Annotated in this window: 26 protein-coding genes, 1 tRNA gene and 1 riboswitch; of the genes, 9 read left to right on the forward strand and 18 right to left on the reverse strand. The window is 68.5% G+C overall.

The window, feature by feature from the left end; genetic code table 11:
• Positions 1-11 precede the first annotated feature (11 nt).
• From ACFWBQ_RS06670 to ACFWBQ_RS06680, 3 genes are read right to left on the reverse strand one after another with little or no spacing between them, the layout of a single operon-like run.
• A complete protein-coding gene (locus tag ACFWBQ_RS06670; protein ID WP_385484829.1) occupies positions 12-986 on the reverse strand; it encodes an ATP-binding cassette domain-containing protein in 975 nt (324 codons plus the stop codon).
• A gap of 9 nt (positions 987-995) precedes the next feature.
• On the reverse strand, positions 996-1,871 hold the full coding sequence (locus tag ACFWBQ_RS06675; RefSeq protein ID WP_385485035.1) for an ABC transporter permease: 876 nt from the start codon (positions 1,869-1,871) through the stop codon (positions 996-998).
• 1 nt (position 1,872) lies between these two features.
• Positions 1,873-2,673 carry an ABC transporter permease gene (locus ACFWBQ_RS06680; RefSeq protein WP_385484831.1) on the reverse strand — a complete coding sequence of 267 codons (801 nt, stop codon included), beginning with the start codon at positions 2,671-2,673 and terminating at the stop codon, positions 1,873-1,875.
• A 153-nt stretch (positions 2,674-2,826) separates the two neighbouring features.
• Between ACFWBQ_RS06680 and ACFWBQ_RS06685 the strand changes: the two genes are divergently transcribed.
• The gene (locus ACFWBQ_RS06685) at positions 2,827-5,226 is read left to right on the forward strand and encodes a transglycosylase domain-containing protein (protein WP_385484833.1); all 2,400 of its coding nucleotides are present in this window, start codon (positions 2,827-2,829) and stop codon (positions 5,224-5,226) included.
• A gap of 3 nt (positions 5,227-5,229) precedes the next feature.
• Here ACFWBQ_RS06685 and ACFWBQ_RS06690 read toward each other — a convergent pair whose 3' ends face one another.
• From ACFWBQ_RS06690 to ACFWBQ_RS06700, 3 genes are all read right to left on the reverse strand, one after another.
• On the reverse strand, positions 5,230-5,550 hold the full coding sequence (locus tag ACFWBQ_RS06690; RefSeq protein ID WP_385484835.1) for a DMT family transporter: 321 nt from the start codon (positions 5,548-5,550) through the stop codon (positions 5,230-5,232).
• A gap of 36 nt (positions 5,551-5,586) precedes the next feature.
• Positions 5,587-5,657: riboswitch (guanidine-III (ykkC-III) riboswitch) on the reverse strand.
• 51 nt (positions 5,658-5,708) lie between these two features.
• Complete coding sequence (locus ACFWBQ_RS06695; RefSeq protein WP_356422461.1) at positions 5,709-6,047, reverse strand: co-chaperone GroES; 339 nt, start codon at positions 6,045-6,047, stop codon at positions 5,709-5,711.
• 62 nt (positions 6,048-6,109) lie between these two features.
• Positions 6,110-6,430, reverse strand: a complete 321-nt coding sequence (locus ACFWBQ_RS06700; protein ID WP_385484837.1) for a DUF3618 domain-containing protein — start codon at positions 6,428-6,430, stop codon at positions 6,110-6,112.
• Positions 6,431-6,559: 129 nt separating this feature from the next.
• On the opposite strand from ACFWBQ_RS06700, the gene bcp reads away from it, so the two are divergent.
• From bcp to ACFWBQ_RS06720, 4 genes are all read left to right on the forward strand, one after another.
• A complete protein-coding gene (gene bcp, locus ACFWBQ_RS06705; RefSeq protein ID WP_385484840.1) occupies positions 6,560-7,027 on the forward strand; it encodes a thioredoxin-dependent thiol peroxidase in 468 nt (155 codons plus the stop codon).
• A 138-nt stretch (positions 7,028-7,165) separates the two neighbouring features.
• The gene (gene proP, locus ACFWBQ_RS06710) at positions 7,166-8,662 is read left to right on the forward strand and encodes a glycine betaine/L-proline transporter ProP (protein ID WP_385484842.1); all 1,497 of its coding nucleotides are present in this window, start codon (positions 7,166-7,168) and stop codon (positions 8,660-8,662) included.
• Between the two features lie 154 nt (positions 8,663-8,816).
• Positions 8,817-9,821, forward strand: coding sequence for an HNH endonuclease signature motif containing protein (locus ACFWBQ_RS06715; protein WP_385484844.1), 1,005 nt, complete (start codon positions 8,817-8,819; stop codon positions 9,819-9,821).
• A 49-nt stretch (positions 9,822-9,870) separates the two neighbouring features.
• A tRNA-Leu gene (locus ACFWBQ_RS06720) sits at positions 9,871-9,957 on the forward strand.
• Between the two features lie 47 nt (positions 9,958-10,004).
• On the opposite strand, the gene rdgB is transcribed toward ACFWBQ_RS06720, so the two are convergent.
• The 4 genes from rdgB to ACFWBQ_RS06740 form a co-directional block, all read right to left on the reverse strand.
• Positions 10,005-10,607, reverse strand: coding sequence for an RdgB/HAM1 family non-canonical purine NTP pyrophosphatase (rdgB, locus tag ACFWBQ_RS06725; RefSeq protein ID WP_385484846.1), 603 nt, complete (start codon positions 10,605-10,607; stop codon positions 10,005-10,007).
• A 21-nt stretch (positions 10,608-10,628) separates the two neighbouring features.
• On the reverse strand, positions 10,629-11,018 hold the full coding sequence (locus tag ACFWBQ_RS06730) for a hypothetical protein (RefSeq protein ID WP_385484848.1): 390 nt from the start codon (positions 11,016-11,018) through the stop codon (positions 10,629-10,631).
• A gap of 103 nt (positions 11,019-11,121) precedes the next feature.
• Positions 11,122-11,859: a ribonuclease PH gene (gene rph / locus ACFWBQ_RS06735; RefSeq protein WP_385484850.1), complete on the reverse strand. Its 738-nt coding sequence runs from the start codon at positions 11,857-11,859 to the stop codon at positions 11,122-11,124.
• A gap of 126 nt (positions 11,860-11,985) precedes the next feature.
• Positions 11,986-12,219, reverse strand: coding sequence for a glucose PTS transporter subunit EIIB (locus ACFWBQ_RS06740; RefSeq protein ID WP_385484852.1), 234 nt, complete (start codon positions 12,217-12,219; stop codon positions 11,986-11,988).
• Positions 12,220-12,439: 220 nt separating this feature from the next.
• Between ACFWBQ_RS06740 and ACFWBQ_RS06745 the strand changes: the two genes are divergently transcribed.
• Both ACFWBQ_RS06745 and ACFWBQ_RS06750 read left to right on the forward strand, forming a co-directional pair.
• On the forward strand, positions 12,440-13,699 hold the full coding sequence (locus tag ACFWBQ_RS06745; protein WP_385484854.1) for a PTS transporter subunit EIIC: 1,260 nt from the start codon (positions 12,440-12,442) through the stop codon (positions 13,697-13,699).
• A 255-nt stretch (positions 13,700-13,954) separates the two neighbouring features.
• Positions 13,955-15,220 carry a PTS transporter subunit EIIC gene (locus ACFWBQ_RS06750; RefSeq protein ID WP_385484856.1) on the forward strand — a complete coding sequence of 422 codons (1,266 nt, stop codon included), beginning with the start codon at positions 13,955-13,957 and terminating at the stop codon, positions 15,218-15,220.
• Between the two features lie 363 nt (positions 15,221-15,583).
• On the opposite strand, the gene ACFWBQ_RS06755 is transcribed toward ACFWBQ_RS06750, so the two are convergent.
• The gene (locus ACFWBQ_RS06755; RefSeq protein ID WP_385484858.1) at positions 15,584-16,336 is read right to left on the reverse strand and encodes an MBL fold metallo-hydrolase; all 753 of its coding nucleotides are present in this window, start codon (positions 16,334-16,336) and stop codon (positions 15,584-15,586) included.
• A gap of 172 nt (positions 16,337-16,508) precedes the next feature.
• Here ACFWBQ_RS06755 and ACFWBQ_RS06760 point away from each other — a divergent pair, with 172 nt between their 5' ends.
• Positions 16,509-16,982 (forward strand): type II toxin-antitoxin system PemK/MazF family toxin, encoded by a 474-nt coding sequence (locus ACFWBQ_RS06760; protein WP_385484860.1) that lies wholly within the window; start codon positions 16,509-16,511, stop codon positions 16,980-16,982.
• A 153-nt stretch (positions 16,983-17,135) separates the two neighbouring features.
• Here the strand turns inward: ACFWBQ_RS06760 and ACFWBQ_RS06765 are convergent, their stop codons facing one another.
• The 7 genes from ACFWBQ_RS06765 to clpS all read right to left on the reverse strand — a co-directional run bounded on the left by ACFWBQ_RS06765 (position 17,136) and on the right by clpS (position 21,997).
• Positions 17,136-18,086, reverse strand: a complete 951-nt coding sequence (locus ACFWBQ_RS06765; RefSeq protein WP_385484862.1) for a PLP-dependent cysteine synthase family protein — start codon at positions 18,084-18,086, stop codon at positions 17,136-17,138.
• Entirely contained in the window at positions 18,086-18,364 is a 279-nt protein-coding gene (locus ACFWBQ_RS06770) for a MoaD/ThiS family protein (protein WP_329210557.1), read from the reverse strand. The genes ACFWBQ_RS06765 and ACFWBQ_RS06770 overlap by 1 nt, the downstream gene beginning before the upstream one ends.
• Positions 18,365-18,479: 115 nt before the next feature.
• Entirely contained in the window at positions 18,480-18,593 is a 114-nt protein-coding gene (locus tag ACFWBQ_RS06775) for a putative leader peptide (protein ID WP_329210556.1), read from the reverse strand.
• 121 nt (positions 18,594-18,714) lie between these two features.
• Positions 18,715-19,149, reverse strand: coding sequence for a Mov34/MPN/PAD-1 family protein (locus ACFWBQ_RS06780; RefSeq protein WP_385484865.1), 435 nt, complete (start codon positions 19,147-19,149; stop codon positions 18,715-18,717).
• Positions 19,150-19,261: 112 nt separating this feature from the next.
• Positions 19,262-20,695 (reverse strand): amino acid permease, encoded by a 1,434-nt coding sequence (locus tag ACFWBQ_RS06785; protein ID WP_385484867.1) that lies wholly within the window; start codon positions 20,693-20,695, stop codon positions 19,262-19,264.
• A 362-nt stretch (positions 20,696-21,057) separates the two neighbouring features.
• Positions 21,058-21,645, reverse strand: a complete 588-nt coding sequence (locus ACFWBQ_RS06790) for a DUF2017 domain-containing protein (protein WP_385484869.1) — start codon at positions 21,643-21,645, stop codon at positions 21,058-21,060.
• Positions 21,646-21,688: 43 nt separating this feature from the next.
• A complete protein-coding gene (gene clpS / locus ACFWBQ_RS06795; RefSeq protein ID WP_031100168.1) occupies positions 21,689-21,997 on the reverse strand; it encodes an ATP-dependent Clp protease adapter ClpS in 309 nt (102 codons plus the stop codon).
• A 107-nt stretch (positions 21,998-22,104) separates the two neighbouring features.
• Here clpS and ACFWBQ_RS06800 point away from each other — a divergent pair, with 107 nt between their 5' ends.
• Complete coding sequence (locus tag ACFWBQ_RS06800) at positions 22,105-23,433, forward strand: nicotinate phosphoribosyltransferase (protein ID WP_385484872.1); 1,329 nt, start codon at positions 22,105-22,107, stop codon at positions 23,431-23,433.
• Positions 23,434-23,560: the final 127 nt, after the last annotated feature.

The raw sequence follows: 23,560 nt of genomic DNA on the forward strand, positions 1-23,560 counted from the left end.
AACGAAAGACCTCAGAGACGCGAATCCGACACGTACATCTTCGCGATCACGGCCTCGATGTCCGGCTCCCGCACCGACAGGTCCACCAGTGGATAGTCCGCCGCGATGCGTGCCACCAGCGGAGCCGCGGACGCCGACGCGGGAAACGCCAGCCACTGCCGGGGCCCCTCCACCTTCACCACCCGCACCGAGGGCTCCGACGCCAGCTCGATCGGTGGCAGCACCCGCTCCAGATCGACCACGAGCGTGCGCTCGCTCTCCCCCACCTCGTGCAGCCCCGCCAGCGCACCGTCGTACACCAGACGGCCGTGGTCGATCACCATCACCCGCTTGCACAGCTGCTCGATATCGGTCAGATCGTGCGTGGTCAGCAGCACCGTCGTGGACCGCTCCGCGTTCAAGTCCCGCAGGAACTCACGCACCTTGGCCTTGGAGACCACATCGAGCCCGATCGTCGGCTCGTCCAGATACAGCACCTCCGGATCGTGCAGCAGCGCCGCCGCGATATCGCCCCGCATCCGCTGCCCCAGCGACAGCTGCCGCACCGGAGTGTCCAACAGCTCCCCCAGGTCGAGGAGTTCCACACAGCGGTCCATGTTCTCCCGGAAGCGGCTGTCCGGGATCCGGTACATCCGGTGCATCAGCCGGTACGAGTCACGCAGCGGCAGGTCCCACCACAGCGTCGTACGCTGCCCGAACACCACACCGATCCGGTGCGCCAGCTTCGTGCGCTCCCGCGACGGATCGATGCCCGCGACCCGCAGCCGGCCTCCGCTCGGGGTGAGGATCCCCGTCAGCATCTTGATCGTCGTCGACTTGCCCGCCCCGTTCGGGCCGATGTACCCGACCATCTCGCCGCGCGGCACCCGGAAGCTGATGCCGTCCACCGCGCGCACCTCGTGCCGCTCCCGGCGCAGGAACCCGGTCCTGCGGCGTACGTCGAAGACCTTCTCGACCCCGTCGAGCTCAATGAAGTCCATGTCCATGCCCACTCCTCAGCTTCCCGTACTGCGATACGCCCGCAGCCCCGCCCGCCAGGCCAGCCCCGCAAGAACCCAGCTCAGCCCCGCCACCAGCGGGGGCAGGAACGCCACCCACTCCGGCAGACCCAACGGATAGTCCCGGCCCAGCACGTACAGCGCGGGCAGCCAGCTCACGAACGCCAGCGGCACCACGAACGTCACCCCGCGCACCAGATCCTTCGCGAAGATCGACGGCGGATACTGGAGCAGCGTCGTCCCCCCGTACGTGAAAGAGCTCTGCACCTCCGCCGCGTCCTGCGCGAAGAACTGGAACGCCGCCCCCGCCACGAACACCGCCCCGAAGATCGCCGCCCCGCTCAGCACCATCAGCGGCAGCATCAGCACCTTCAGCGGCGTCCACGCGATATCGAGCGTCACCAGCGCATAGCCGAAGACCACCAGCCCCTGGGTGACCCGCCCCAGCCTGCGCAGCGCGAACCGGTCCGCAGCCACCTGCGCCAGCACCGGAACGGGCCGCACCAGCAGCGTGTCGAACGTCCCGTCACGCACCCGCCGCCCCAGCCGGTCCATCGACCCCAGCGCCAGATCGGACAGCCCGAACGCCGTCGCCGACGCCCCGTACAGCAACGCGATCTCCGGCAGCGAGTAGCCACCGAGTGCGTCGACATGAGCGAACATCAGCATGATCGTGACGAAGTCGAACGCCGTCGCCACGAAGTTCCCGAGCGTCGTCATCACGAACGAGGCGCGGTACGCCATCGTCGAACGCAGCCACATCGCCACGATCAGCCCGTACGCCCGGACCCCCTCCACCAGCCGCGACCGGTCGGAGAACACGATCTCCGGCAGCCGCTCCAGCTCCCCCGCGGCCACCCTCTCGGCCTGGATCTCAGCCACCCTGGACCACCACCCTCCTGGTCGCCACCGACTGCAGCAGCCGCCCCGCAAGCAGCAGCGTCACCGCCCAGCCGGCCTGGAAGACATACGCCTGCACCAGGCCCCACCCCGTGCTCCTGCCGAGGAACACATCGGCCGGCACCTGCAGCAGCGACGACCACGGCAACGCGCGTGCCACCTCGCCCAGCACCCCGGGGAACAGATTCAGCGGCAGCAGCATCCCCGAGAAGAACATCCCCGCAAGCCAGGCGATCTGCATCGCACCCGCCCCGTCCATCAGCCAGAACGCCGACAGCGCCACCAGGAAACGCACCGCGAAACTGACCACGACACCCAACGCGACCGACACCAGGAAGGCCAGCCACGTCCACGGCGAGGACGGCAGCGCCAGATCGAAAGCCAGCGCCCCCAGCAGCAGGGGCACGATCCCGCGCCCCAGCAGATGGAACGCGGCCCGGCCCAAGTCCCCCGCCATCCACCACAGCTGAAGATCCGCCGGCCGGTACAGATCGATCGCGATGTCCCCCGTCCTGATCCGTTCCATCAGCTCGTCCTCGAAGCCGCCGCCCATCAGCGCACAGGTCATCAGCAGCGCCTGCCCCAGCCACACATACGTCAGGGCCTGGGACACGTCGTAGCCACCGAGCTGCGGCCGCGCGTCCCACAGGGCCATATAGGTGTACGCCATGATGAAACCGAAGACGGTGTTGGTGAACACCCCCGCCGCCGTCGCCATCCGGTACGTGGCATGCCGCCGGAATCCACCGGCCGCCACCACCGCATAGAGCCGCACCGCGCCCCCTCTCCCCGCTCATCGGCCAAAGCGCACGACCCTAGTCCACGGCCGGCGGCCGCCGCGACCCGTTATCCGGGGATGATCCGGTGGTTATCACTCCGAAAAGTGCACTATGGGATAACTGCCCGCAGCCGAGGAGCCTCCACAGCCATGAGCCACGAGCCACCGCAGCCCGGCGGAGACCACGGAGAGCCAGGTCAGAAGGGTCCCGGCGGCTGGAAGCCCCGGGACCCCTCGGCCACGGCGACCAACCCGAGCCCGCAGTCCACGGGCGCGCACAACCGCAAGGGGCGCACACAACGCGTCAAGCGGCCCAAGCGCACCGGCTGGCGCCGGGCCATCCCCACCTGGCGCACGGTCCTCGGCAGCGCCCTCCTCATCGCCCTCCTGCTCATCGGCGGATTCATCGCCGGATACCAACTCGTCGGCATCCCCGCCGCGAACGCCAGCGCGACCGCCCAGTCCAACGTCTACCTCTACGAGGACGGCAGCGTCATCGCCCGCGACGGCGAGGTCAACCGGGAGAACGTCCGGCTCAGCCGGATCCCCCGCACCGTCCAGCACGCCGTACTCGCCGCCGAGGACCGGGACTTCTACTCCGAGCCCGCCATCGACGTCAAAGCCATGACCCGCGCCGGCTGGAACACCCTCACCGGCAAGGGCAGACAGGGCGGCTCCACCATCACCCAGCAGTACGTCAAGAACTACTACCTCGGCCAGGAACAGACCGTCGTACGCAAAGCCAAGGAATTCTTCATCTCGATCAAGCTCGACCGCGAGCAGAGCAAGGACGAGATCTTCGAGGGCTACCTCAACACCAGCTACTTCGGCCGCAACTCCTACGGCATCCAGGCCGCCTCCCACGCCTACTACGGCAAGGACGCCGAAGACCTCGGCACCGGCGAAGGCGCCTACCTCGCCTCGCTGCTCAACGCCCCCAGCGCCTACGACGTCGTCGCCCGCCCCGAGAACAAGGCCGCGGCCCTCGCCCGCTGGAACTACGTACTCGACGGCATGGTCAAGGAGGACTGGCTGAGCCCCTCCGACCGCGCCGCCATGACCTTCCCCGTCCCCGACAAGGCCAAGCCCGCCACCGCACTCTCCGGACAGCGCGGCTACCTCGTCCAGGCCGTCGAGGACTACCTCGCCGCCAACAAGATCATCGACGAGAACACCCTCGCCACCGGCGGCTACCGCATCACCACCACACTCGACAAGAAGAAACAGAACGCCCTCGTCGAAGCCGTCGAGGACAACGTCCTGGCCAAGACCAGCGACGACCGCAGAGCCGACCGCAACGTCCGGGTCGGCGGCGCCTCCATCGACCCCGCCACCGGCCACGTCCTCGCCATGTACGGCGGCATCGACTACACCAAGCAGTACGTCAACAACGCGACCCGCCGCGACTACCAAGTCGGCTCCACCTTCAAGCCGTTCGTCCTCACCGCCGCCGTCGCCAACGGCTCCACCACCCAGGACGGCCGGGGCATCACCCCCAACACCCGTTACGACGGCACCAACGAGCGCACCGTCCAGAGCGCCCACGGCTCCACCGGATACGCCCCCGCCAACGAGGACGACGTCGACTACGGCTCCGTCACCGTCCGCGAAGCCACCGACAAATCCGTCAACGCCGTCTACGCCCAGATGGCCCAGGACGTCGGCCCGGACGCGGTCAGGGAAACCGCAGTCTCCCTCGGCATCCCCCAGAACACGCCCGACCTCACCGCCTCCCCCTCCATCGCGCTGGGCCCCGCCACCGCCAGCGTCCTCGACATGGCCGAGGCCTACGCCACCCTCGCCGACCACGGCAGACAGCGCGAACACACCCTCGTCGTGAAGATCAGCAAGAACGGCGCCGGCATCGCGCTCCCCGCCAGGAACACCCGACAGGCCGTCAGCCGCGAAGCCGCAGACACCACCACCTCCGTCCTGCGCAGCGTCGTCGACGGCGGAACCGGGACCGCCGCCCAAGCAGCGAACCGCCCCGCCGCAGGCAAGACAGGCACCGCCGAGGAGGACAAGGCCGCCTGGTTCGCCGGCTACACCCCCGACCTCGCGACCGTCATCGCCGTGATGGGCCAGGACCCCGACACCGGCGTACAGAAGCCCTTGTACGGAGCACTCGGCCTCGCCCGCATCAACGGCGGCGGCGTACCCGCCCAGACCTGGGCCGCCTACACCGCCGTCGCACTCGAGGACGACGAGGTGCAGGCATTCGAGCTCGAAGCCGAGGAAGGCCCGGAAGAAGCCGACCCGGACGAGAGCGAGGAAACGGATAAAGAAACGGACGAACCCGGAGAGGAACAGAAGAAAACCGACTCCCCCGCGTCCGACGCCCCCTCCGAGATCACCACAGAAACCTCCCGAGCCCCACAAGCCCCGACGACCGGCACCCCGGCCGCCGCCCCCTCGCCCGCACCCGGCAGCAGAGCACCCACCACCCCCGACGGCAACCGCCCCGCCCCGGGCAACCCGGAAGGCGACGGCCCCATCGAAGGCGCCCGCGGCCCCGGCCTGCCCGGCCTCCCCGGCCCGCCCGGCCGCTGAGACTCAGTGCCCCGACGTCGCCTTCAGACCCACCACGGCCACCAGCAGCAGACAGACGAAGAAAATCCGGGCAGCAGTCACCGGCTCATGCAGCACCACCATGCCCAGCACCGCCGCACCCGCCGCACCGATCCCGACCCACACGCCGTACGCCGTGCCGATCGGCAGCGTCCTCGCCGCATGCGACAGCAACACCATGCTGGCCACGATCCCCAGACCCGTGAACACACTCGGCCACAGCCGTGTGAAGCCCTCGGTGTACTTCATCCCGATCGACCAGCCCACTTCCAGCAGACCGGCAACAATCAACAGAACCCACGCCACGACGGCACCTCCGACACGAAACACGCGAACAACACGGGTGCGTCGTCTTTACGGAAACCCGGTACGGCGCGTCTCGTCGGGGTCGTCCCAGCCTAGCAAAACCCAGCCAAAAGGCCTGGTGACAACGGTCACCAGGCCCAATCGGCACACCTGCCGAACTACAGATACAACCCGGTCGAATCCACCGAACCCTCGAACCGGTCCGCCGCCACCGCGTGCAGATCCCGCTCCCGCATCAGCACGTACGCCACGCCCCGCACCTCGACCTCGGCACGGTCCTCGGGGTCGTACAGCACCCGGTCCCCCGGCTCCACCGTCCGCACGTTCTGACCGACCGCGACCACCGCGGCCCACGCCAGACGCCGGCCGACCGCCGCAGTGGCCGGAATCAGAATGCCGCCGCCCGAACGCCGCTCACCCTCGGGCGAATCGGACCGGACCAGCACACGGTCGTGCAGCATCCGGATGGGCAGCTTGTCGTCGGTGTCGTTGCTCACGCCCCGAAACCTACCTGCCCCCAACCACTCCGCACGCCCCCGGGCCCACCCGGGATCCGCCCTCAGCGCTTCCTGTGCCGCACCGAAACCGTCAGCAACGCCACCGCGCCCGCCACCAGCAACGCCGCCGGAATCACGCGCTCCAGCCGCGGCGAACCCTCCTCCGACACGAACTGCGCCCTCACATCCGACACCGACCGGTTCACCGCGACGAACGCTCGCCCGGCGGTCCGGTCCACCGTCGACGCCACCTTGGCCTTCGCATCACCGATGATCGTCTTCGGGTGCACCCGCACCCCGATCTCGTCCAGCACCACTGCAAGCTGCTCACGCCTGCTGATGATGTCCGCCTCGATCTGCGCAGGGGTCCTCGTATCCGACACTGCGCCGCCTCCGTCATCGTCGTCCGGTAAACCTTCATCGACAGTCTGTCAGCTCGACCGCCCCTACACCTGGCGGCACCCCCTATTACGCTCGGTCCCACACACCCCGCGTGCCAATCGAGGAGAAACATGAGCGAGCGACTCCAGACCGGCGACACCGCTCCCGCCTTCACCCTTCCGGATGCCGACGGCAACGAGGTCTCGCTCGCGGACCACAAGGGCCGCAAGGTCATCGTCTACTTCTACCCCGCCGCGCTTACCCCGGGCTGCACCAAGCAGGCCTGCGACTTCACCGACAACCTGGAGCTCCTCTCCGGAGCCGGATACGACGTCATCGGCGTGTCACCCGACAAGCCGGAGAAGCTCGCCACGTTCCGCGAGAAGGAGAACCTCAAGGTCACCCTCGTCGGCGACCCGTCCAAGGAGACCCTGGAGGCATACGGCGCCTACGGCGAGAAGAAGCTCTACGGCAAAGTGGTGACGGGCGTCATCAGGTCCACGATCGTCGTCGACGAAGAGGGCAAAGTGGAGCACGCGCTCTACAATGTCAAGGCGACCGGCCACGTAGCCAAGATCATCAAGGACCTCGGCATCTGACCGGAAACCGCCCCCGCACCGCCCCCCGTCCGGCCGGAACATGTGAGCGACGTCGCATTCGGCCACAGATTCGGTTTGCAACCGCCATGACCGCGCAGAAGCCTTTCCTGGAACACCCTTCGAGGAAAGGAACCGGCCATGGCGGCCCCCGACCCCCACCAGGCGGCCGACCCGGACGCGGTCAAACGCCACCCCGCGCTCTTCCGCGCCATCAGGAAGCGCCAGAACCCCCGGCTCCGTCGGACCGACATCACCGTCACCGACGACCAGGCGGTCAAGCGCGCGGTGAAAGCGGCATCGCTCGGTAACGCCATGGAGTGGTTCGACTTCGGTATCTACTCCTACCTCGCCGTCACCATCGGGCACGTCTTCTTCCCCTCCGGGAACGACACGACCCAGCTCCTCTCCTCCTTCGCGACCTTCGCCGTGGCCTTCCTCGTTCGGCCACTCGGGGGAATGTTCTTCGGACCGATGGGCGACAAGATCGGCCGGAAGAAGGTCCTCGCCCTCACCATGATCCTCATGGCGATCGGCACCTTCGCGATCGGCCTCATCCCCTCGCACGGCACGATCGGGCTCTGGGCCCCCGCCCTGCTGATCCTCTTCCGGATGCTCCAGGGCTTCTCCACGGGCGGCGAGTACGGCGGCGCCTCCACCTTCATCGCCGAGTACGCCCCCGACAAACGCCGCGGCTTCTTCGGCAGCTTCCTCGAATTCGGCACGCTCGCCGGATACATCGGCGCCGCAGGGCTGGTCACCGCCCTGTACGCCCTCCTGGACACCGGACAGATGGAGTCCTGGGGCTGGCGCATCCCGTTCCTCGTCGCGGGACCCCTCGGCCTCGTCGGCCTCTACCTGCGACTGCGCCTCGACGAGACCCCCGCGTTCCAGAAGCTGGAGGGCGGCACCGCCCACGCCACGGAGGCCGCCGACCACGTCGAGACCACCGCCAAGGGCGACCTCGCCAAGATCTTCCGCCAGTACTGGCCGACGCTGATCCTCTGCATCGCCCTGGTCGGCGCGTACAACATCACCGACTACATGCTGCTCTCGTACATGCCGACGTACCTCTCCGACGAACTCGGCTACAGCGAGACCCACGGGCTGCTCATCCTGCTCGCCGTCATGGTCTTCCTGATGCTGGTCATCAGCCAGTTCGGCAAGCTCTCCGACCGCTTCGGCCGCAAGCCGCTCCTGATGGCCGGCATGCTCGGCTTCCTCTTCCTGTCCCTGCCGTCCTTCCTCCTGATCCGCCAGGGCAGCATCCCGGCGATCACCATCGGCATGCTGCTGATGGGCCTCTCGCTGGTCTGCATGCTGGGCACGATGTCCGCCGCACTCCCGGCCCTGTTCCCGACGAACGTCCGCTACGGCTCCCTGTCGGTCGGCTACAACATCTCGGCCTCGCTCTTCGGCGGTACGACCCCGCTGGTGATAACGGCCCTGATCAGCTGGACCGGCTCGAACCTGATGCCGGCGTACTACGCGATGGCGGCGGCCCTGGTGGGCGTGATCGCGGTGGCCTGCATGAAGGAAACGGCCAACCAGCCGCTGGCCGGCTCCCCGCCCTCGGTGGAAACGGCGGAGGAAGCAGCGGAACTGGTCCACGCCCAGAGCCCGGACCCGAAGTTCTGACCCGTTCCCCTCACGGAAGGGCCCGCACCGTTCTCGGTCGTCGAGAAGTGGTGCGGGCCCTTCCGCATCTCATCGCATTTCGGACGTGACCATCCGATTAACGGTTCGTTGCTCCGTACGAGGCCGCGAACGCGCGGCCGAGGATGGAGGCAGGATGTCTGAGGTGTACGACCCAGCGAGGCTCGCGCCAGCTGTAGCAGCAGCAAGCAACTGGACCGACCTCATGCGCCGTCTGGGCTTGAAGGAGAGTGGCGGGAGGCACCGCGTCCTCAAGGAGAAGGTCGCAGAACTTGGTCTCGACACAAGCCACTTCAAACAGCGCAGTCCGTGGCGCAAATACCCGGATGCAGCCATCGCCGCCGCCGCGACATCGTCATCATCGCTCCGCGAGGTCGTGCTCAAACTGGGTGCGACCCCGGCAACCGGCACGTTGTCTCACATAGCCCGCCGCATCGCAGCTGCAGGGATCGACGTCAGTCACTTCCCTGGCATGAATCAACCCCAACTGGGCCTCCTGTTCACCACCGAGGAACTGCGGGCTGCCGCTACCTCAAGCGAGACTGTTCGTGGGGTTGCGCGTGCGCTCGGTGTTCCCGATGACGGGCGGTCGCGCGCCGCAGTGGCGGCCCTGCTTCGCAGGAGGGGCATCGACACCTCCCACTTTCGCAACGCGCGCCTGACGATCCCGGAGAATGCGCTGCGGGCAGCGGTACCGGAGGCCAGGAGTTACGCCGATGTCATGCGGGCGCTTCGCCTCGACGTGAACGATTCCAATCACCGCCGTGTTCGGCGCAAAATTCTGCAGTTAAAGCTGGACACGAGCCACTTCAAGCGTCGTTCCTGGGGCTCGACTGAGGTCCACGAGCCCAGGTCTATCGCGGCGACCACCCTGGTAGTCATGCCCCGAGACTCAACACGTACTAACCGCCCGAGGCTTCACCGCGCGCTGCAAGAAATCGGGATCCCGTACCGATGTGAATCCTGTGCCAACCCTGGCGAGTGGCGGGGCAAGCCAATCACTTTGCAGATCGACCACATCAGTGGCGACTGGCTCGATAACCGGGCCGAGAACCTGCGCTACCTCTGCCCCAACTGTCACGCGCTCACGGACACCTGGTGCCGCAACCGTAGAAGCAGTCCAGCGGCGTCTACCCAGTGACTATGCTGTGCCGTGAAAACGCCGAGCCCGGTATCATGGTCCCGCGTATGCGGCCGTAGCCAAACTGGTATCGGCGGGTGTTTTAGGGGCATCTGGGAGAAATCCTGTGTGGGTTCGAATCCCACCGGCCGCACCAATGCAAAGAGGGGCCGTTCCGACCAGGGCGGCCCCTCTTTGCACGCCTCAGCCCACCAGCTCCCGCACCACCGGCACCAGCGCTCGGAACGCCTTGCCGCGGTGGCTGATGGCGTTCTTCTCCGCCGGGGTCAGTTCCGCGCACGTGCGGGTGTCGCCGGACGGCTGGAGGATCGGGTCGTAGCCGAAGCCGTTCGTGCCCGAGGGGGCGTGGCGCAGGGTGCCCGTCAGGCGGCCTTCGACCACGCGTTCCGTGCCGTCGGGGAGGGCCAGGGCCGCCGCGCACGCGAAGTAGGCGGTGCGGTGGGGGGCGTCGATGTCGGCGAGCTGGGCCAGGAGCAGGTCCAGGTTGGCGCGGTCGTTGCCGTGGGTGCCGGACCAGCGGGCCGAGAAGATGCCGGGGGCGCCGCCGAGTACGTCGACGCAGAGGCCGGAGTCGTCGGCGACGGCGGGGTGGCCGGTGGCGCGGGCCAGGGCGTGGGCCTTGAGCAGGGCGTTCTCGGCGAAGGTGACGCCGGTTTCCTTGACGTCGGGGATGTCGGGGTACGCGTCCGCGCCGACGAGGTCGTGGGCGAGACCTGCGTCGGCGAGGATCGCGTGGAGTTCGGTGATTTTCCCGGCGTTGCGGGTGGCGAGGATCAGGCGCGTCATGCGTCGATTATCCCCGCCTGATCACGGGGAGCAGACCTTGCCGATCTCGGTCGCGGCGTCGGTGACCGGGGCGATGTCGGGGGTGGCGTCGCCCTTCTCCACGGAGCTGCGGACGTTGGTGACACCTGCCTGGAGGTCGTCGACGGCCTTGCTGAGGTCGGCGTTGTCCGTGGTGTCGCCGAGGTTCTTGAGTTCCTTGTCGATCTCGTCCAGGGCTTCGGAGGCCTGCGTCGGGTCGTTGGAGGCGTTGGAGATGGCCTGCTGGAGGTTGTCGACGCTGGTGGCGATGGCGTCGGCGGTGCGGACGCAGTCCAGGGCCTTGTCGACGGCTCCGCAGCCGGCTGCTGCGGTGAGGGTGAGCAGGGTGGCCGTGACGGCGAGTGCGGTGCGGTGGTGGCGGCGCGAGGCCATGGAACGGTCCCTCCCCGGGGGTTGAATACGTGGACGGACGCACGGTTCGACCCGTGCGCCCGTACCCGCTACGACGCTGTGCGGTGCGTAATTGGTTGCTTCTTTACTCGCCGAGGGTACGGGCGAGTGCCGCTTCCTGAATCTTCGTCAGGTCGGCACAGCCGCCCGTGGCGAGGTCGAGGAGGGCGTTGAGCTCCGCCCGGTCGAAGGGCTCGGACTCGGCGGTTCCCTGAACCTCGACGAAGCGGCCGTCGCCGGTGCAGACGACGTTCATGTCGGTCTCGGCGCGGACGTCCTCCTCGTAGCAGAGGTCGAGGAGGGGTGTGCCGTCGACGATGCCGACGCTGATTGCGGCGACGGTGCCGGTGAGCGGCTTGCGGCCGTGCTTGATGATCTTCTTGCCCTGGGCCCAGGTGATGGCGTCGGCGAGGGCGACGTAGGCGCCGGTGATGGCGGCGGTGCGGGTGCCGCCGTCGGCCTGGAGGACGTCGCAGTCCAGGACGATGGTGTTCTCGCCGAGGGCCTTGTAGTCGATCACTGCGCGCAGGGAACGGCCGATGAGGCGGCTGATCTCGTGGGTGCGGCCGCCGATCTTGCCGCGTACGGATTCGCGGTCGCCGCGGGTGTTGGTGGAGCGGGGCAGCATGGAGTACTCGGCGGTGACCCAGCCCTCGCCGCTGCCCTTGCGCCAGCGCGGGACGCCTTCGGTGACGGAGGCGGTGCAGAAGACTTTGGTGTCGCCGAAGGAGACGAGTACGGAGCCTTCGGCGTGCTTGCTCCATCCGCGTTCGATGGTGACGGGGCGGAGCTGTTCGGGGGTGCGGCCGTCGATACGAGACATGGCGTCGAGCCTAGCGGCTGGGGCGGCCGGGTCCGTTCGGGTGCACCGCAGGCCCCGCTCGGGGCCGCTGGGGGACGGGGAGCGGGGCCTGCGGTGGACTCCTGGTGGGCCGGCCGGGTCAGCCGGTCACATCATGTCTTCGATGTCGGCGGCGATGGGGTCGGCGTCGGTGCCGATGACGACCTGGATCGCGTTGCCCATCTTGACGACGCCGTGGGCTCCGGCGGCCTTCAGTGCGACTTCGTCGACCTTGCTGGGGTCGTGGACTTCGGTGCGGAGGCGGGTGATGCAGCCTTCGATCTCGTCGATGTTGTCGATACCGCCGAGCCCGGCGACGATCTTCTCAGCCTTGCTGGCCATGTCCTTCTCCCTGGTCTATGCGTGTGGGGGCGGCCCACCGTGGGTCCGTTTCGTCACGGTAACGCACGGTTGGCCCAACTTCACGGGCGGGTATCCGCACAGTCCCCAATGATGACGATCACCGGCGCCCTGCCTTCCGGCAGGGCTCCGCACCGTACCGCAACTGGTCTACACCAGTGTGCAACGACCGCCAAACCTGGCCAGTTCCGGGAGGATGCCGATGAGTTCGAACGCGGCCGCGCAACCGCAGCGGAAGTGGTGGAACGGGCCGGTCCAGGGCTTGCAGAAGGTCGGCCGCAGCCTGCAGCTGCCGGTGGCCGTACTGCCCGCGGCCGGCCTCCTCGTCAGCCTCGGCAACCTTTTCGACTCCTCCCTGCACGGCGCCTTCTGGGACAAGTTCGCGCAGGTGCTCCTCAAAGGCGGCGGCGCGATCCTCGACGGCGAGCTGGGCCTGCCGCTGCTGTTCTGCATCGGTGTCGCGATCGGCTTCGCGAAGAAGGCGGACGGCTCGACGGCGCTCGCCGCTGTCGTCGGTTTCCTCGTCTACCGGGGCGTCCTGAAGGCCTTTCCCATCGACGACTCGGTGACCAAGGCGGTCCCCGACGGTGTTCCGCAGAACCCCGGCGTACTGGGCGGCATCCTCATCGGCCTGCTCACCGCGGTCGTGTGGCAGCGCTACCACCGCACCAAGCTGGTGGACTGGCTGGGCTTCTTCAACGGGCGCCGGCTCGTCCCGATCCTGATGGCGTTCCTGTGCGTGATCCTGGGCGTGCTGTTCGGCCTGCTGTGGCAGCCGGTCGGGGACGCGCTGACGTGGTTCTCCAAGCAGCTGATCGACCTCGGCGCGTGGGGCGCTGCCATCTTCGGCTTCGCGAACCGGCTGCTGATCCCGATCGGGATGCACCAGTTCCTGAACACGTTCTTCTGGTTCCAAGCGGGTGAGTTCACCGGGGCCGACGGCACGACCGTGCAGGGCGACATCTCCCGCTTCTTCGCCGAGGACCCGTCGGCGGGCCAGTTCACGTCGGGCTTCTTCCCGATCATGATGTTCGGGCTGCCGGCCGCGGCACTGGCCATCGCCCACACCGCGCGGCCGGAGCGGCGCAAGGAAGTCGCGGGTCTGATGCTGTCCGTGGCGCTGACGTCGTTCGTGACGGGTGTGACCGAGCCGATCGAGTTCTCGTTCCTGTTCGTCGCGCCGCTGCTGTACGGGGTGCACGCGATCCTCACCGGAGTCTCGATGGGGGTCACCTGGGCGCTCGGCGTGCACGCGGGATTCAGTTTCTCGGCCGGACTGATCGACTATGTCGTCAACTGGCACCTGGATACGAAACCGTGGCTGATCATCCCGATCGGGCTGTGTTTCGCGGTGATCTACTATGTGATCTTCCGGTTCGCGATCACCAAGTTCAACCTCCAGACCCCCGGGCGCGAGCCCGTCGAGGAGGAGGAGAAGATCGAGGACGACCTGACGAAGTAGGGCCTCTTCGGCCCTCCGCGCGGCCCTCGGACCTGACGGTCCGGGGGCCTTCGCCGTGTCACCCAGGGTGGTGACGGAACTACACGGCACATGCGAGGGATATGAAGGTTCCTTATCCAACCCTCACCGTGCTAAAACTGGTCTACACCACTGAGTGGTCCAGACCACGCGGCCGTATTTCCCCGCCGCGTTCCTCGAGTCGCCGCCTCCCCTCATCACTGACCTGGGCGGCACCGTGCCCCATGGAGGAAGTTGATGAGTACGGATACCGCTCCGGCGGCACCCGCGAAGAAGCGGGGCGCAGGCGTGATGGCTGTCATGCAGCGCATCGGCCGCAGCCTCATGCTGCCGGTGGCAGTGCTGCCGGCGGCGGCGCTGCTGGTCCGGCTCGGCAATGCCGACATGCTCGGCCGCGAGTCCTTCCCGACCGTCATCACGAAGCTGGCCGGCTACATGGCCGCCGGTGGTGGCGCCATTCTCGACAACATGGCCCTGCTGTTCGCGGTCGGCATCGCCATCGGCTTCGCGAAGAAGTCCGACGGCTCGACGGCCCTCGCCGCTGTCACCGGCTACCTGGTCTTCCAGAAGGTGCTCGCCACCTTCACGGACAGCAACCTGCCGCAGGTCGCGAGCGTCGTGGACGGCAAGATCGTCATGAACGACGCACCGGTCAACGCCGGTGTGCTCGGCGGTGTCGTGATGGGCATAGTCGTGGCCCTGCTGTACCAGAAGTTCTACCGGACGAAGCTGCCGGACTGGGCGGGCTTCTTCAGCGGCCGTCGTCTGGTCCCGATCCTCTCCGCCTTCGCGGGTCTGGTCATCGGCATCGTCTTCGGGCTCATCTGGCCGGTCCTCGGTGCGGGCCTGCACAACTTCGGTGAGTGGCTGGTCGGTTCCGGCGCGGTCGGCGCGGGCATCTTCGGTGTCGCCAACCGTGCGCTGATCCCGGTCGGCATGCACCACCTGCTGAACTCGTTCCCGTGGTTCCAGGCCGGCGAGTACAACGGCGCCCACGGCGACATCTCGCGCTTCCTCGCCGGTGACCCGCAGGCCGGCCAGTTCATGACCGGCTTCTTCCCGATCATGATGTTCGCCCTCCCGGCGGCCTGCCTCGCGATCGTCCACTGTGCCCGTCCGGAGCGCCGCAAGGTCGTCGGCGGCATGATGTTCTCCCTCGCGCTGACCTCGTTCGTCACCGGTGTGACCGAGCCGATCGAGTTCACGTTCATGTTCATCGCCCCGGTGCTGTACGCGATCCACGCGGTCCTGACCGGTGTCTCGATGGCCCTGACCTGGGCGCTCGGCATGAAGGACGGCTTCGGCTTCTCCGCCGGTCTCGTCGACTTCGGGCTGAACCTGGGTATCGCCACGAAGCCCTGGCTGCTGGTGCTGGTCGGCCTCTGCTTCGCGGTGGTCTACTACGTGGTCTTCCGCTTCGCCATCACGAAGTTCAACCTGCCGACGCCGGGCCGCGAGTCCGACGAGGAGCTCGCCGAGCTCCAGAAGGCCGAGGCCAAGTAGGCCCCGCCCGTACGCAGGAAACCGAAGGCCCCGCCCCCTCTCGCCGAGGGGCGGGGCCTTCGTCGTTCCCGTGCCCCGCGACGAGACCGTTCCGCATGCTCGGGCGTCGGACCGTCCGGGCCCCTGCCTCCGGTGCGACCGTATGCGCGGTGCCCGTGCCGGTCCGGGCGGTCGGTGCGCGTGCCACGCGTTCGTCCGGGACGTGTCGGAGCCGGTGAGTGGCGAAGAGCGGGTCGAACGCGCCCATGCACGTGAGGAGACAGGACCTCGCCGCCACTGGGCCCGGGGCGGTGTCCGGTCAGGGGAAGCCCGCCTGGGCCGGCATCCCGTGGCCGTCGCCCGGCATGATCCGGACGGGAAGCCCTAGATCTCGTACATCGCCCCGGGAACGGCCAGCTCGACCGGGCCGTCGTATGCCTCGCGGGCGTCGGCGAGGTTGCGTTCGGCGTCCGTCCACGGCGGGATGTGGGTGAGGACGAGGCGTCCCGCTCCGGCGCCCGCGGCGTACTCGCCGGCTTCGCGGCCGTTGAGGTGGAGGTCCGGGATGTCCTCCTTGCCGTCGACGAACGACGCTTCGCAGAGGAACAGGTCCGCGCCCTCGGCGAGTTCGGCGAGGGCTTCGCAGGCGCCGGTGTCACCGGAGTACGCGAGCGCGCGGCCGTTGTGTTCGACGCGGATACCGAAGGCGTCGACGGGGTGGCAGAGCTTCTCCGTACGGACCGAGAAGGGGCCGATCTCGAACGATCCGGACTTGAGCGTGTGGAAGTCGAAGACTTCGCCCATCGCGTGGTCGGACGGAGTGTCTGCGTGCGCGGTGGTCAGGCGCTGCTCGGTGCCCTCGGGGCCGTACACGGGGATGGGTGCGGGGCGTCCGCCGTCGAAGGGGTAGTAGCGGACGACGAAGTACGCGCACATGTCGATGCAGTGATCGGCATGGAGGTGGCTGAGGAAGATGGCGTCGAGGTCGTAGAGACCGACATGGCGCTGCAGCTCGCCCAGGGCGCCGTTGCCCATGTCGAGGAGCAGCCGGAAGCCGTCGGCCTCTACGAGGTAGCTCGAGCATGCCGAACCCGCGGACGGGAACGAGCCGGAGCAGCCGACGACGGTGAGCTTCATGGAGCGTGAACCTCCGAGACGTGGGAACGGGGAGGGTTCGTGCGGTGCGTCGAGCGTAAGGCGCGAAACCGCTGGTCGCTCCTCCGCGGCCTACCGTTGTGGGGGAACTCACCTGTGCTGTCACCGGTTCGATGGAAGCCCGCGTGTCTCCGGGCGCCGGTACGGTCGGGATATGAACACGTGGTGGTGGGTGGCGCTGGTCGCCGTTGTCCTGCTGGCTCTCGTCGCGACGGTCACCGACGCGCGGGGGCGGGGCGGCCGTGGGCCGCGACGTCCGGGCGGGCGGACCCGGCCGCCGGGGCGGGCGCCGGAGCGGGAGCGGCGGCCCCGGCCGGGTGCGGTGCCGCGGCCCGGGGAGATCTGGTGGGCGGATGTGCCGTACGAGGACGGGCCCGGGTCGAAGGACCGGCCGTGTCTGGTGCTGTCGGTACGGGGTGGCACGGCGGTTGTCGCCAAGATCACCAGTAAGCATCACGAGGAGCGGCCGGGGGTGATCCTGCTGCCGCCGGGAGCCGTGGGGGATGCGCGGGGGCGGCAGAGCTTCCTGGAGACGGACGAGCTGCGGGACGTGGCGGTGGCGGGGTTCCGCCGGAAGGCGGGCGAGGTGGACCCGGGGGTGTGGGGCCGGGTGCGCGGGCTGGGGTGAGGGGTTCCTGCGGCGCGGTGCGCCCTGCGGTGCGGGTGGGTGGCGCCTGCGGCGGGCTTTCACCCCGCCAGCCCCTCCCCTTCCTGACACCCGAAAGCGCCGGACGCACTGGGAGATCCAGCCCGTCCGGCGCTCGGGCATCTGCCCGGGCCGCTAGGCCCAGAGCTGGCCGTGCAGAGTCTCGATGGCGGCCTCCGTCGTGGGGGCCGTGTAGACGCCTGTCGACAGGTACTTCCAGCCGCCGTCCGCGACGACGAACGCGATGTCGGCCTGCTCCCCCGCCTTGACGGCCTTGTTGCCGACGCCGATCGCCGCGTGGAGCGCGGCGCCGGTGGAGACGCCCGCGAAGATGCCCTCCTGCTGGAGGAGTTCGCGGGTGCGGGTGACCGCGTCGGCGGAGCCGACGGAGAAGCGGGTGGTGAGGACGGATGCGTCGTAGAGCTCGGGGACGAAGCCCTCGTCGAGGTTGCGCAGGCCGTACACGAGGTCGTCGTAACGCGGCTCGGCGGCGACGATCTTGACGTCCGGCTTGTGTTCCCGCAGGTAGCGGCCGACACCCATGAGCGTGCCGGTGGTGCCGAGGCCCGCCACGAAGTGCGTGATGGAGGGGAGGTCGGTGAGGATCTCCGGTCCGGTGGTGGCGTAGTGGGCGCCCGCGTTGTCCGGGTTGCCGTACTGGTAGAGCATCACCCAGTCGGGGTGCTCGGACGCGAGCTCCTTGGCGACGCGGACGGCCGTGTTTGAGCCGCCCGCCGCCGGGGAGGAGATGATCTCGGCACCCCACATGGCGAGCAGGTCGCGCCGCTCCTGCGAGGTGTTCTCCGGCATGACGCACACGATGCGGTAGCCCTTGAGCTTGGCCGCCATGGCGAGCGAGATGCCGGTGTTGCCGCTGGTCGGCTCCAGGATCGTGCAGCCGGGCGTCAGGCGGCCGTCCTTCTCCGCCTGCTCGACCATGTGGAGCGCGGGGCGGTCCTTGATCGAGCCGGTCGGGTTCCGGTCCTCCAGCTTGGCCCAGATGCGGACGTCCTCGGACGGGGACAGCCGCGGCAGGCGGACCAGGGGCGTGTTGCCCACGGCCGCCAGTGGGGTGTCGTACCGCATCAGCGCATGCCGCCGGCGACGGCCGGGAGGATGGTGACGTTGTCGCCGTCGGCGAGCTTGGTGGAGATGCCGTCGAGGAAGCGCACGTCCTCGTCGTTGAGGTAGACGTTCACGAAGCGGCGGAGCTGGCCGCCGTCGACGATGCGCTCACGGATGCCGTTGTGGCGGCTCTCCAGGTCGGCGAAGAGGTCGGCGAGGGTCTCCCCGCTGCCTTCGACCGCCTTGGCGCCGTCGGTGTAGGTGCGGAGGATGGTCGGGATGCGGACCTCGATGGCCATGGCGTGGGCTCCTGTCGAAAGCGGGGAGTGGCGTGGGGCGCGCGTTTGTGCCCCCGCGCTGGGGGTGGTGCGTCCGTGGTGGAGCTCGGGGCCGCGGCTCAGGCCGTCGGGCGGCTCACGGGCATGCTGCAGCGGGACAGATCGCGCTGGACAGCCTGCACAGGTCGACGTGCAGCCGCGCGACGAGCAGCATGCCCGGCGTCTTGTCGCTCACGTCATGGGGAACCATGCGGTCATCGTATCGATTCCCGACCCGGAATCCGGAGTGTGATCCCACATCGTGGATGGTGAGCGTTCGCCATGTGGACAGGAGGGCGGGGGCGGTGCTCACGGCCCCGCCCCCGGCGGGCTCAGGAGGCCGCGGGATACGCCTCGACGACCTCGACGTCCTCCTCCGTGATCTCGCCGTCCACGATGCGGTACGAGCGGAACTGGAAGGGGCCGGACTCGTCGGTGTCCGCGGTGGAGACCAGGACGTAGTGGGCGCCCGGTTCGTTGGCGTACGTGAGGTCGGTACGGGAGGGGTAGGCCTCGGTCGCCGTGTGCGAGTGGTAGATGATCACCGGCTCCTCGTCCCGGTCGTCCATCTCGCGGTAGAGCTTCAGCAGGTCCGTCGAGTCGAACTCGTAGAACGTGGGCGAGCGTGCGGCGTTGAGCATGGGGATGAAGCGTTCCGCGCGGCCCGTTCCGGCCGGTCCCGCGACCACGCCGCACGCCTCGTCGGGGTGGTCGGCACGGGAGTGCGCGACGATCTGGTCGAAGAGCGCCTGGGTAAGGGTCAGCATGGCGCCAGGATAAGCAGACGGGCCCCCGCGTACCGAGGAGCGGTACACAGGGGCCCGGATGCTGGACGGGCCGTTGGGGCAGCCGTTGTCCTGGGGGGCGCTTTCGCGCAGGTCAGCGCTTGGCGAAGGAGGTGCTCCCGGGGTTACGGGACTTGAGCACCAGGTACGAGACGCCGAGGATGAGGCCCCACAGCGGCGCGCAGTACAGCGAGATCCGGGCGTCCTTGTCGACGGCCATCATCACGATCACCAGGCCGATGAATCCGAGGGCGAACCAGCTGCTGAACGGGGCACCCGGCGCCTTGAAGGTGGACTGGGGCAGCTCGCCGCGGTCGGCCTTGGCCCGGTAGCGGAGCTGGCAGACGAGGATCATGATCCAGGCCCACATGCCGGAGATGGTCGCGAAGGAGACGACGTAGTTGAACGCCTCGCCCGGCCACTGGTAGTTGATCCACACGCCGACGAGCATCAGCCCGGCCGAGAAGGTGGTGCCGACGAGCGGGAGGCCGTTCTTCGTCAGCTTGGTGAAGGCCTTCGGCCCCTGCCCGTTGAGCGCGAGGTCGCGCAGCATGCGGCCGGTGGAGTACATGCCGGAGTTGCAGGAGGAGAGCGCGGCGGTGAGGACGACGAAGTTGACGATCGCGGCGCCGACGCCGAGGCCCATCTGCTCGAACGCGGCGACGAACGGTGAGACACCCGGCTGGAACGTGCTCCACGGCACCACCGAGAGGATCATGATCAGCGCGCCGACATAGAAGACGGCGATGCGCCACGGCACGGTGTTGATGGCCTTGGGGAGAACGGTCTTGGGGTCCTTGGACTCGCCGGCGGTGACACCGACCAGCTCGACCGCGAGGAAGGCGAACATCACGATCTGGAGGGTCATCAGCGTGCCGCCGATGCCTTCGGGGAAGAAGCCGCCGTCGTTCCACAGGTTGGCCACGGTCGCGGTGTCAGCGGCGTCGGAGAAGCCGATCGTGAGGACTCCGGCACAGATGAGGATCATGCCGACGATCGCGGTGACCTTGACCATCGAGAACCAGAACTCGAGCTCACCGAAGAGCTTTACCGAGATCAGGTTCGCGCCGTACAGGATGACGGTGAACACCAGTGCGGACAGCCATTGCGGGATATCCCACCAGTACGTCATATAGGTGGCCGCTGCGGTGACTTCGGTGATTCCGGTGACGACCCAGAACAGCCAGTACGTCCAGCCGGTCACGAAGCCGAAGAACGGACCGAGGAATTCACGTGCGTACTCCGAGAAGGAGCCGGATACCGGGCGGTACATGAGCAGTTCGCCCAGGGCCCGCATGATGAAGAAGATGACCAGACCCGCGATGGCGTACGCCAGGATGAGACTGGGCCCTGCCCGGTCGATGGCTTTGCCCGCACCGAGGAAGAGCCCCGTGCCGATGGCACCGCCGATGGCGATCATCTGGATCTGACGGGCTCCCAGACCACGCTGGTAGCCCTCACCCGTCGTGCCCGTGTCCACGGCCTGCGGGCCGGGCTGTCCCTTGTCGTCGACCTGCGCCGATGTCATGGTGGTGCGCCTTTCTCCACGCCGATCCGCGCCCTCGTAGGCGTCGGATCAGGTCCTGATCCCCCCGGATATGGATGGAGTGCCGCCGGCGTTCGGCCGGCTTGTAGCGCCCCCGGGGACAGGGGTGGCGTCCCCGGGCGGTCGTGAAGATTTATCACGGGCGCACGGGCGAGCCGTCGGACATTATGTGGCGCACGCCACAGGAAAAAGCGGACAAGGGTTTCCAGCCGCTGCAAAGAAGGCTATTCAGGTGACGGGATCGTTATTCGGATTTGAGCATCCGTTGAGCGAACAGGGCACTGGCGGAACGCGGCCGCCGGAACACGGCGCTCCGTCCGAACACGGCGCTGTCGCGGAAGGCCTCAGTGAGGCATCAGCGTTTCGATGAGGGTTTCCTGGAGAGCGCCCAGCCAGAGATAGGCCATCACCATCGGCTTGCGCGGATCGCTGTCGGGGAGCCGGTAGAGCGAGCCGTCCTGCCCCTGGTCCTCGTCGGACACCTCGAGACGGGTGCCGATGGTCAGCCTGAGGTCGTTGAGCGAGCCCAGCCAGCTGCGGCACTCGTCGGCGGTGAGGGTGAGTACCGCGCCGCCGTCCCCGGTCGGCGTGAGCGCGTCGAGCGTCCGTACGACGAGGAGGGCGTCCTCGCGCTTGCGGGTGCGCAGGTCGTTCTCGGTGAAGCGGCGGAACTCCGCGGACGCCTCGCGCAGTTCCTTGTCCTCGTCCCCGTACGCCTCGGGGAAGAGCCGGGCGAGCGCCGGGTCGGTGGGCGGTTCGCTCGGCCCCTCGGCGAAGAGGGAGGCGAGCGGGTCCTCGCCGTCGGCGGGTTCGTCGCCGGGGCCCACCAGTTCCAGGAGCTGGACGGCGAGGGAGCGCAGGATCGCGATCTCGACCTCGTCGAGAGCGACGGACGCGCCGCCGCCGGGGGTGGCCTCGAAGTGGCCGGCCATGGATTCTCCGATGGATGGGTCGGGCGGAGGGACAGCGGTCAGGTCAGTTGCGGTCCTGGGTCAGCGTGGCCCAGAGCCCGTAGCCGTGCATGGCCTGGACATCGCGCTCCATCTCCTCGCGGCTGCCGCTGGAGACGACCGCGCGGCCCTTCTGGTGGACGTCCAGCATCAGCTTGTGCGCCTTGTCCTTGGAGTAGCCGAAGTAGGCCTGGAAGACATACGTCACATAGCTCATGAGGTTGACCGGGTCGTTGTGCACCAGCGTCACCCAGGGGACATCGGGCTCGGGGACGGCGAAGGTCTCCTCGGCCGATTCGGGACGTTCGATCTCTACGGGGGCAGCAACGCTCACCTACCCCATGCTGCCACCAGGGAGGGCCTCGCGCACAAACGGAGCCCGCCGACGCCCCGTCGTCCTAGATCTCGTCACATTGACGAATAGGGGGTAGCATCCCTGGCATGAACTCAGCGGACCTTGGGCGACGGGTCGGTGTGCCGTCGACCGCACTCTTCACCGACCAGTACGAGCTCACGATGGTGCAGGCCGCACTGAAGGCGGGCACCGCGGACCGGCGCTCCGTCTTCGAGGCCTTCACCCGGCGGCTGCCCGAGGGGCGGCGCTACGGCGTCGTCGCGGGCATCGGGCGGGTGCTGGACGCCGTGGAGAACTTCCACTTCGACGACGAGATGCTCGCCTTCCTGCGTGACCAGCACATCGTCGACACCGCCACGATCGACTGGCTGGCCGACTACCGGTTCAGCGGTGACATCTGGGGCTACCCGGAGGGCGAGGTGTACTTCCCGGGCTCGCCGCTCCTGCGGGTCGAGGGCTCCTTCGCCGAATGTGTGCTGCTCGAGACCGTCATCCTTTCGATCCTCAATCACGACTCGGCGATCGCCGCGGCCGCGTCACGGATGTCGGCCGCGGCGGGTGGCCGCCGGCTGATCGAGATGGGCGCCCGGCGCACCCATGAGCTGTCCGCGGTGGCGGCGGCCCGTGCCGCGTACATCGGCGGCTTCCACACCACCTCGGACCTGGCGGCCGGCTTCCGGTACAACATCCCGACCGTCGGGACGAGCGCGCACGCCTTCACGCTGCTGCACGACAGCGAGCGGGACGCGTTCCGGGCGCAGGTGGATTCGCTGGGCCGGGGCACGTCGCTGCTGGTCGACACGTACGACGTGACCGAGGCGGTCCGTACGGCGGTGGAGATCGCGGGGCCGGAGCTCGGGGCCGTACGGATCGACTCGGGAGACCTGCTGCTGGTCGCCCACCGGGTGCGGCAGCAGCTGGACGAGCTGGGCGCCACACGGACGAAGATCGTGGTGACGTCGGACCTCGACGAGTACGCGATCGCCTCGCTGGCCGCCGCGCCCGTCGACGCGTACGGGGTGGGCACGCAGCTGGTCACCGGGAGCGGGCACCCGACGTGCTCGATGGTCTACAAGCTGGTGGCGCGTGCGGGGTCCGCCGATCCGGCCGATCCGCTGCTGCCGGTCGTGAAGAAGTCGCTGGGCGCGAAGTCGTCCAGGGGTGGGCGCAAGTGGGCGGCGCGCCGGCTGGACGAGCAGGGGGTGGCCGAGGCGGAGGTGATCGGCACGGGGCCCGTTCCGGCGGAGCTCGCGGACCGGCAGCTGCTGGTCGAGCTGGTCAGGGGCGGCGCGGTGGTCGCCCGCGAGCCGCTGGAGGCTGCGCGCGAGCGGCACGTCGCGGCGCTGAAGGGGTTGCCGATGTCGGCGATCCAGCTGTCGCGGGGGGAGCCGGTGATCCCCACGGAGTACGTGTGAGGCCGGCGGGGGTCGGTTCCGGGACGTCCCGGGGCGCTTCGCCCTCGGACGCCGGACGGGCATGTTCCGGGTGCGGGGCGCAGACCCGCCGAGTGTGCCCCCTCCCGCACACTCCGCCGAGTCTCTA

It is taken from the genome of Streptomyces sp. NPDC060035, assembly GCF_042736635.1.
Taxonomy (GTDB): Bacteria; Actinomycetota; Actinomycetes; order Streptomycetales; family Streptomycetaceae; genus Streptomyces.

Bases quoted from the DNA above. Each gene is read 5' to 3' on its own strand.
- ACFWBQ_RS06765 (WP_385484862.1), bottom strand. From the start codon at position 18,086: ATGCGGTACGACACCCCACTGGCGGCCGTGGGCAACACGCCCCTGGTC.
- ACFWBQ_RS06755 (WP_385484858.1), bottom strand. From the start codon at position 16,336: ATGAAGCTCACCGTCGTCGGCTGCTCCGGCTCGTTCCCGTCCGCGGGT.
- ACFWBQ_RS06785 (WP_385484867.1), bottom strand. From the start codon at position 20,695: ATGACATCGGCGCAGGTCGACGACAAGGGACAGCCCGGCCCGCAGGCC.
- ACFWBQ_RS06790 (WP_385484869.1), bottom strand. From the start codon at position 21,645: ATGGCCGGCCACTTCGAGGCCACCCCCGGCGGCGGCGCGTCCGTCGCT.
- ACFWBQ_RS06740 (WP_385484852.1), bottom strand. From the start codon at position 12,219: ATGGCCAGCAAGGCTGAGAAGATCGTCGCCGGGCTCGGCGGTATCGAC.
- ACFWBQ_RS06745 (WP_385484854.1), top strand. From the start codon at position 12,440: ATGAGTTCGAACGCGGCCGCGCAACCGCAGCGGAAGTGGTGGAACGGG.
- bcp (WP_385484840.1), top strand. From the start codon at position 6,560: ATGAGCGAGCGACTCCAGACCGGCGACACCGCTCCCGCCTTCACCCTT.
- rph (WP_385484850.1), bottom strand. From the start codon at position 11,859: ATGTCTCGTATCGACGGCCGCACCCCCGAACAGCTCCGCCCCGTCACC.
- ACFWBQ_RS06685 (WP_385484833.1), top strand. From the start codon at position 2,827: ATGAGCCACGAGCCACCGCAGCCCGGCGGAGACCACGGAGAGCCAGGT.
- proP (WP_385484842.1), top strand. From the start codon at position 7,166: ATGGCGGCCCCCGACCCCCACCAGGCGGCCGACCCGGACGCGGTCAAA.
- ACFWBQ_RS06780 (WP_385484865.1), bottom strand. From the start codon at position 19,149: ATGCTGACCCTTACCCAGGCGCTCTTCGACCAGATCGTCGCGCACTCC.
- ACFWBQ_RS06715 (WP_385484844.1), top strand. From the start codon at position 8,817: ATGTCTGAGGTGTACGACCCAGCGAGGCTCGCGCCAGCTGTAGCAGCA.
- ACFWBQ_RS06775 (WP_329210556.1), bottom strand. From the start codon at position 18,593: ATGGTTCCCCATGACGTGAGCGACAAGACGCCGGGCATGCTGCTCGTC.
- ACFWBQ_RS06800 (WP_385484872.1), top strand. From the start codon at position 22,105: ATGAACTCAGCGGACCTTGGGCGACGGGTCGGTGTGCCGTCGACCGCA.
- ACFWBQ_RS06750 (WP_385484856.1), top strand. From the start codon at position 13,955: ATGAGTACGGATACCGCTCCGGCGGCACCCGCGAAGAAGCGGGGCGCA.
- ACFWBQ_RS06770 (WP_329210557.1), bottom strand. From the start codon at position 18,364: ATGGCCATCGAGGTCCGCATCCCGACCATCCTCCGCACCTACACCGAC.
- ACFWBQ_RS06670 (WP_385484829.1), bottom strand. From the start codon at position 986: ATGGACATGGACTTCATTGAGCTCGACGGGGTCGAGAAGGTCTTCGAC.
- ACFWBQ_RS06760 (WP_385484860.1), top strand. From the start codon at position 16,509: ATGAACACGTGGTGGTGGGTGGCGCTGGTCGCCGTTGTCCTGCTGGCT.
- ACFWBQ_RS06730 (WP_385484848.1), bottom strand. From the start codon at position 11,018: ATGGCCTCGCGCCGCCACCACCGCACCGCACTCGCCGTCACGGCCACC.
- rdgB (WP_385484846.1), bottom strand. From the start codon at position 10,607: ATGACGCGCCTGATCCTCGCCACCCGCAACGCCGGGAAAATCACCGAA.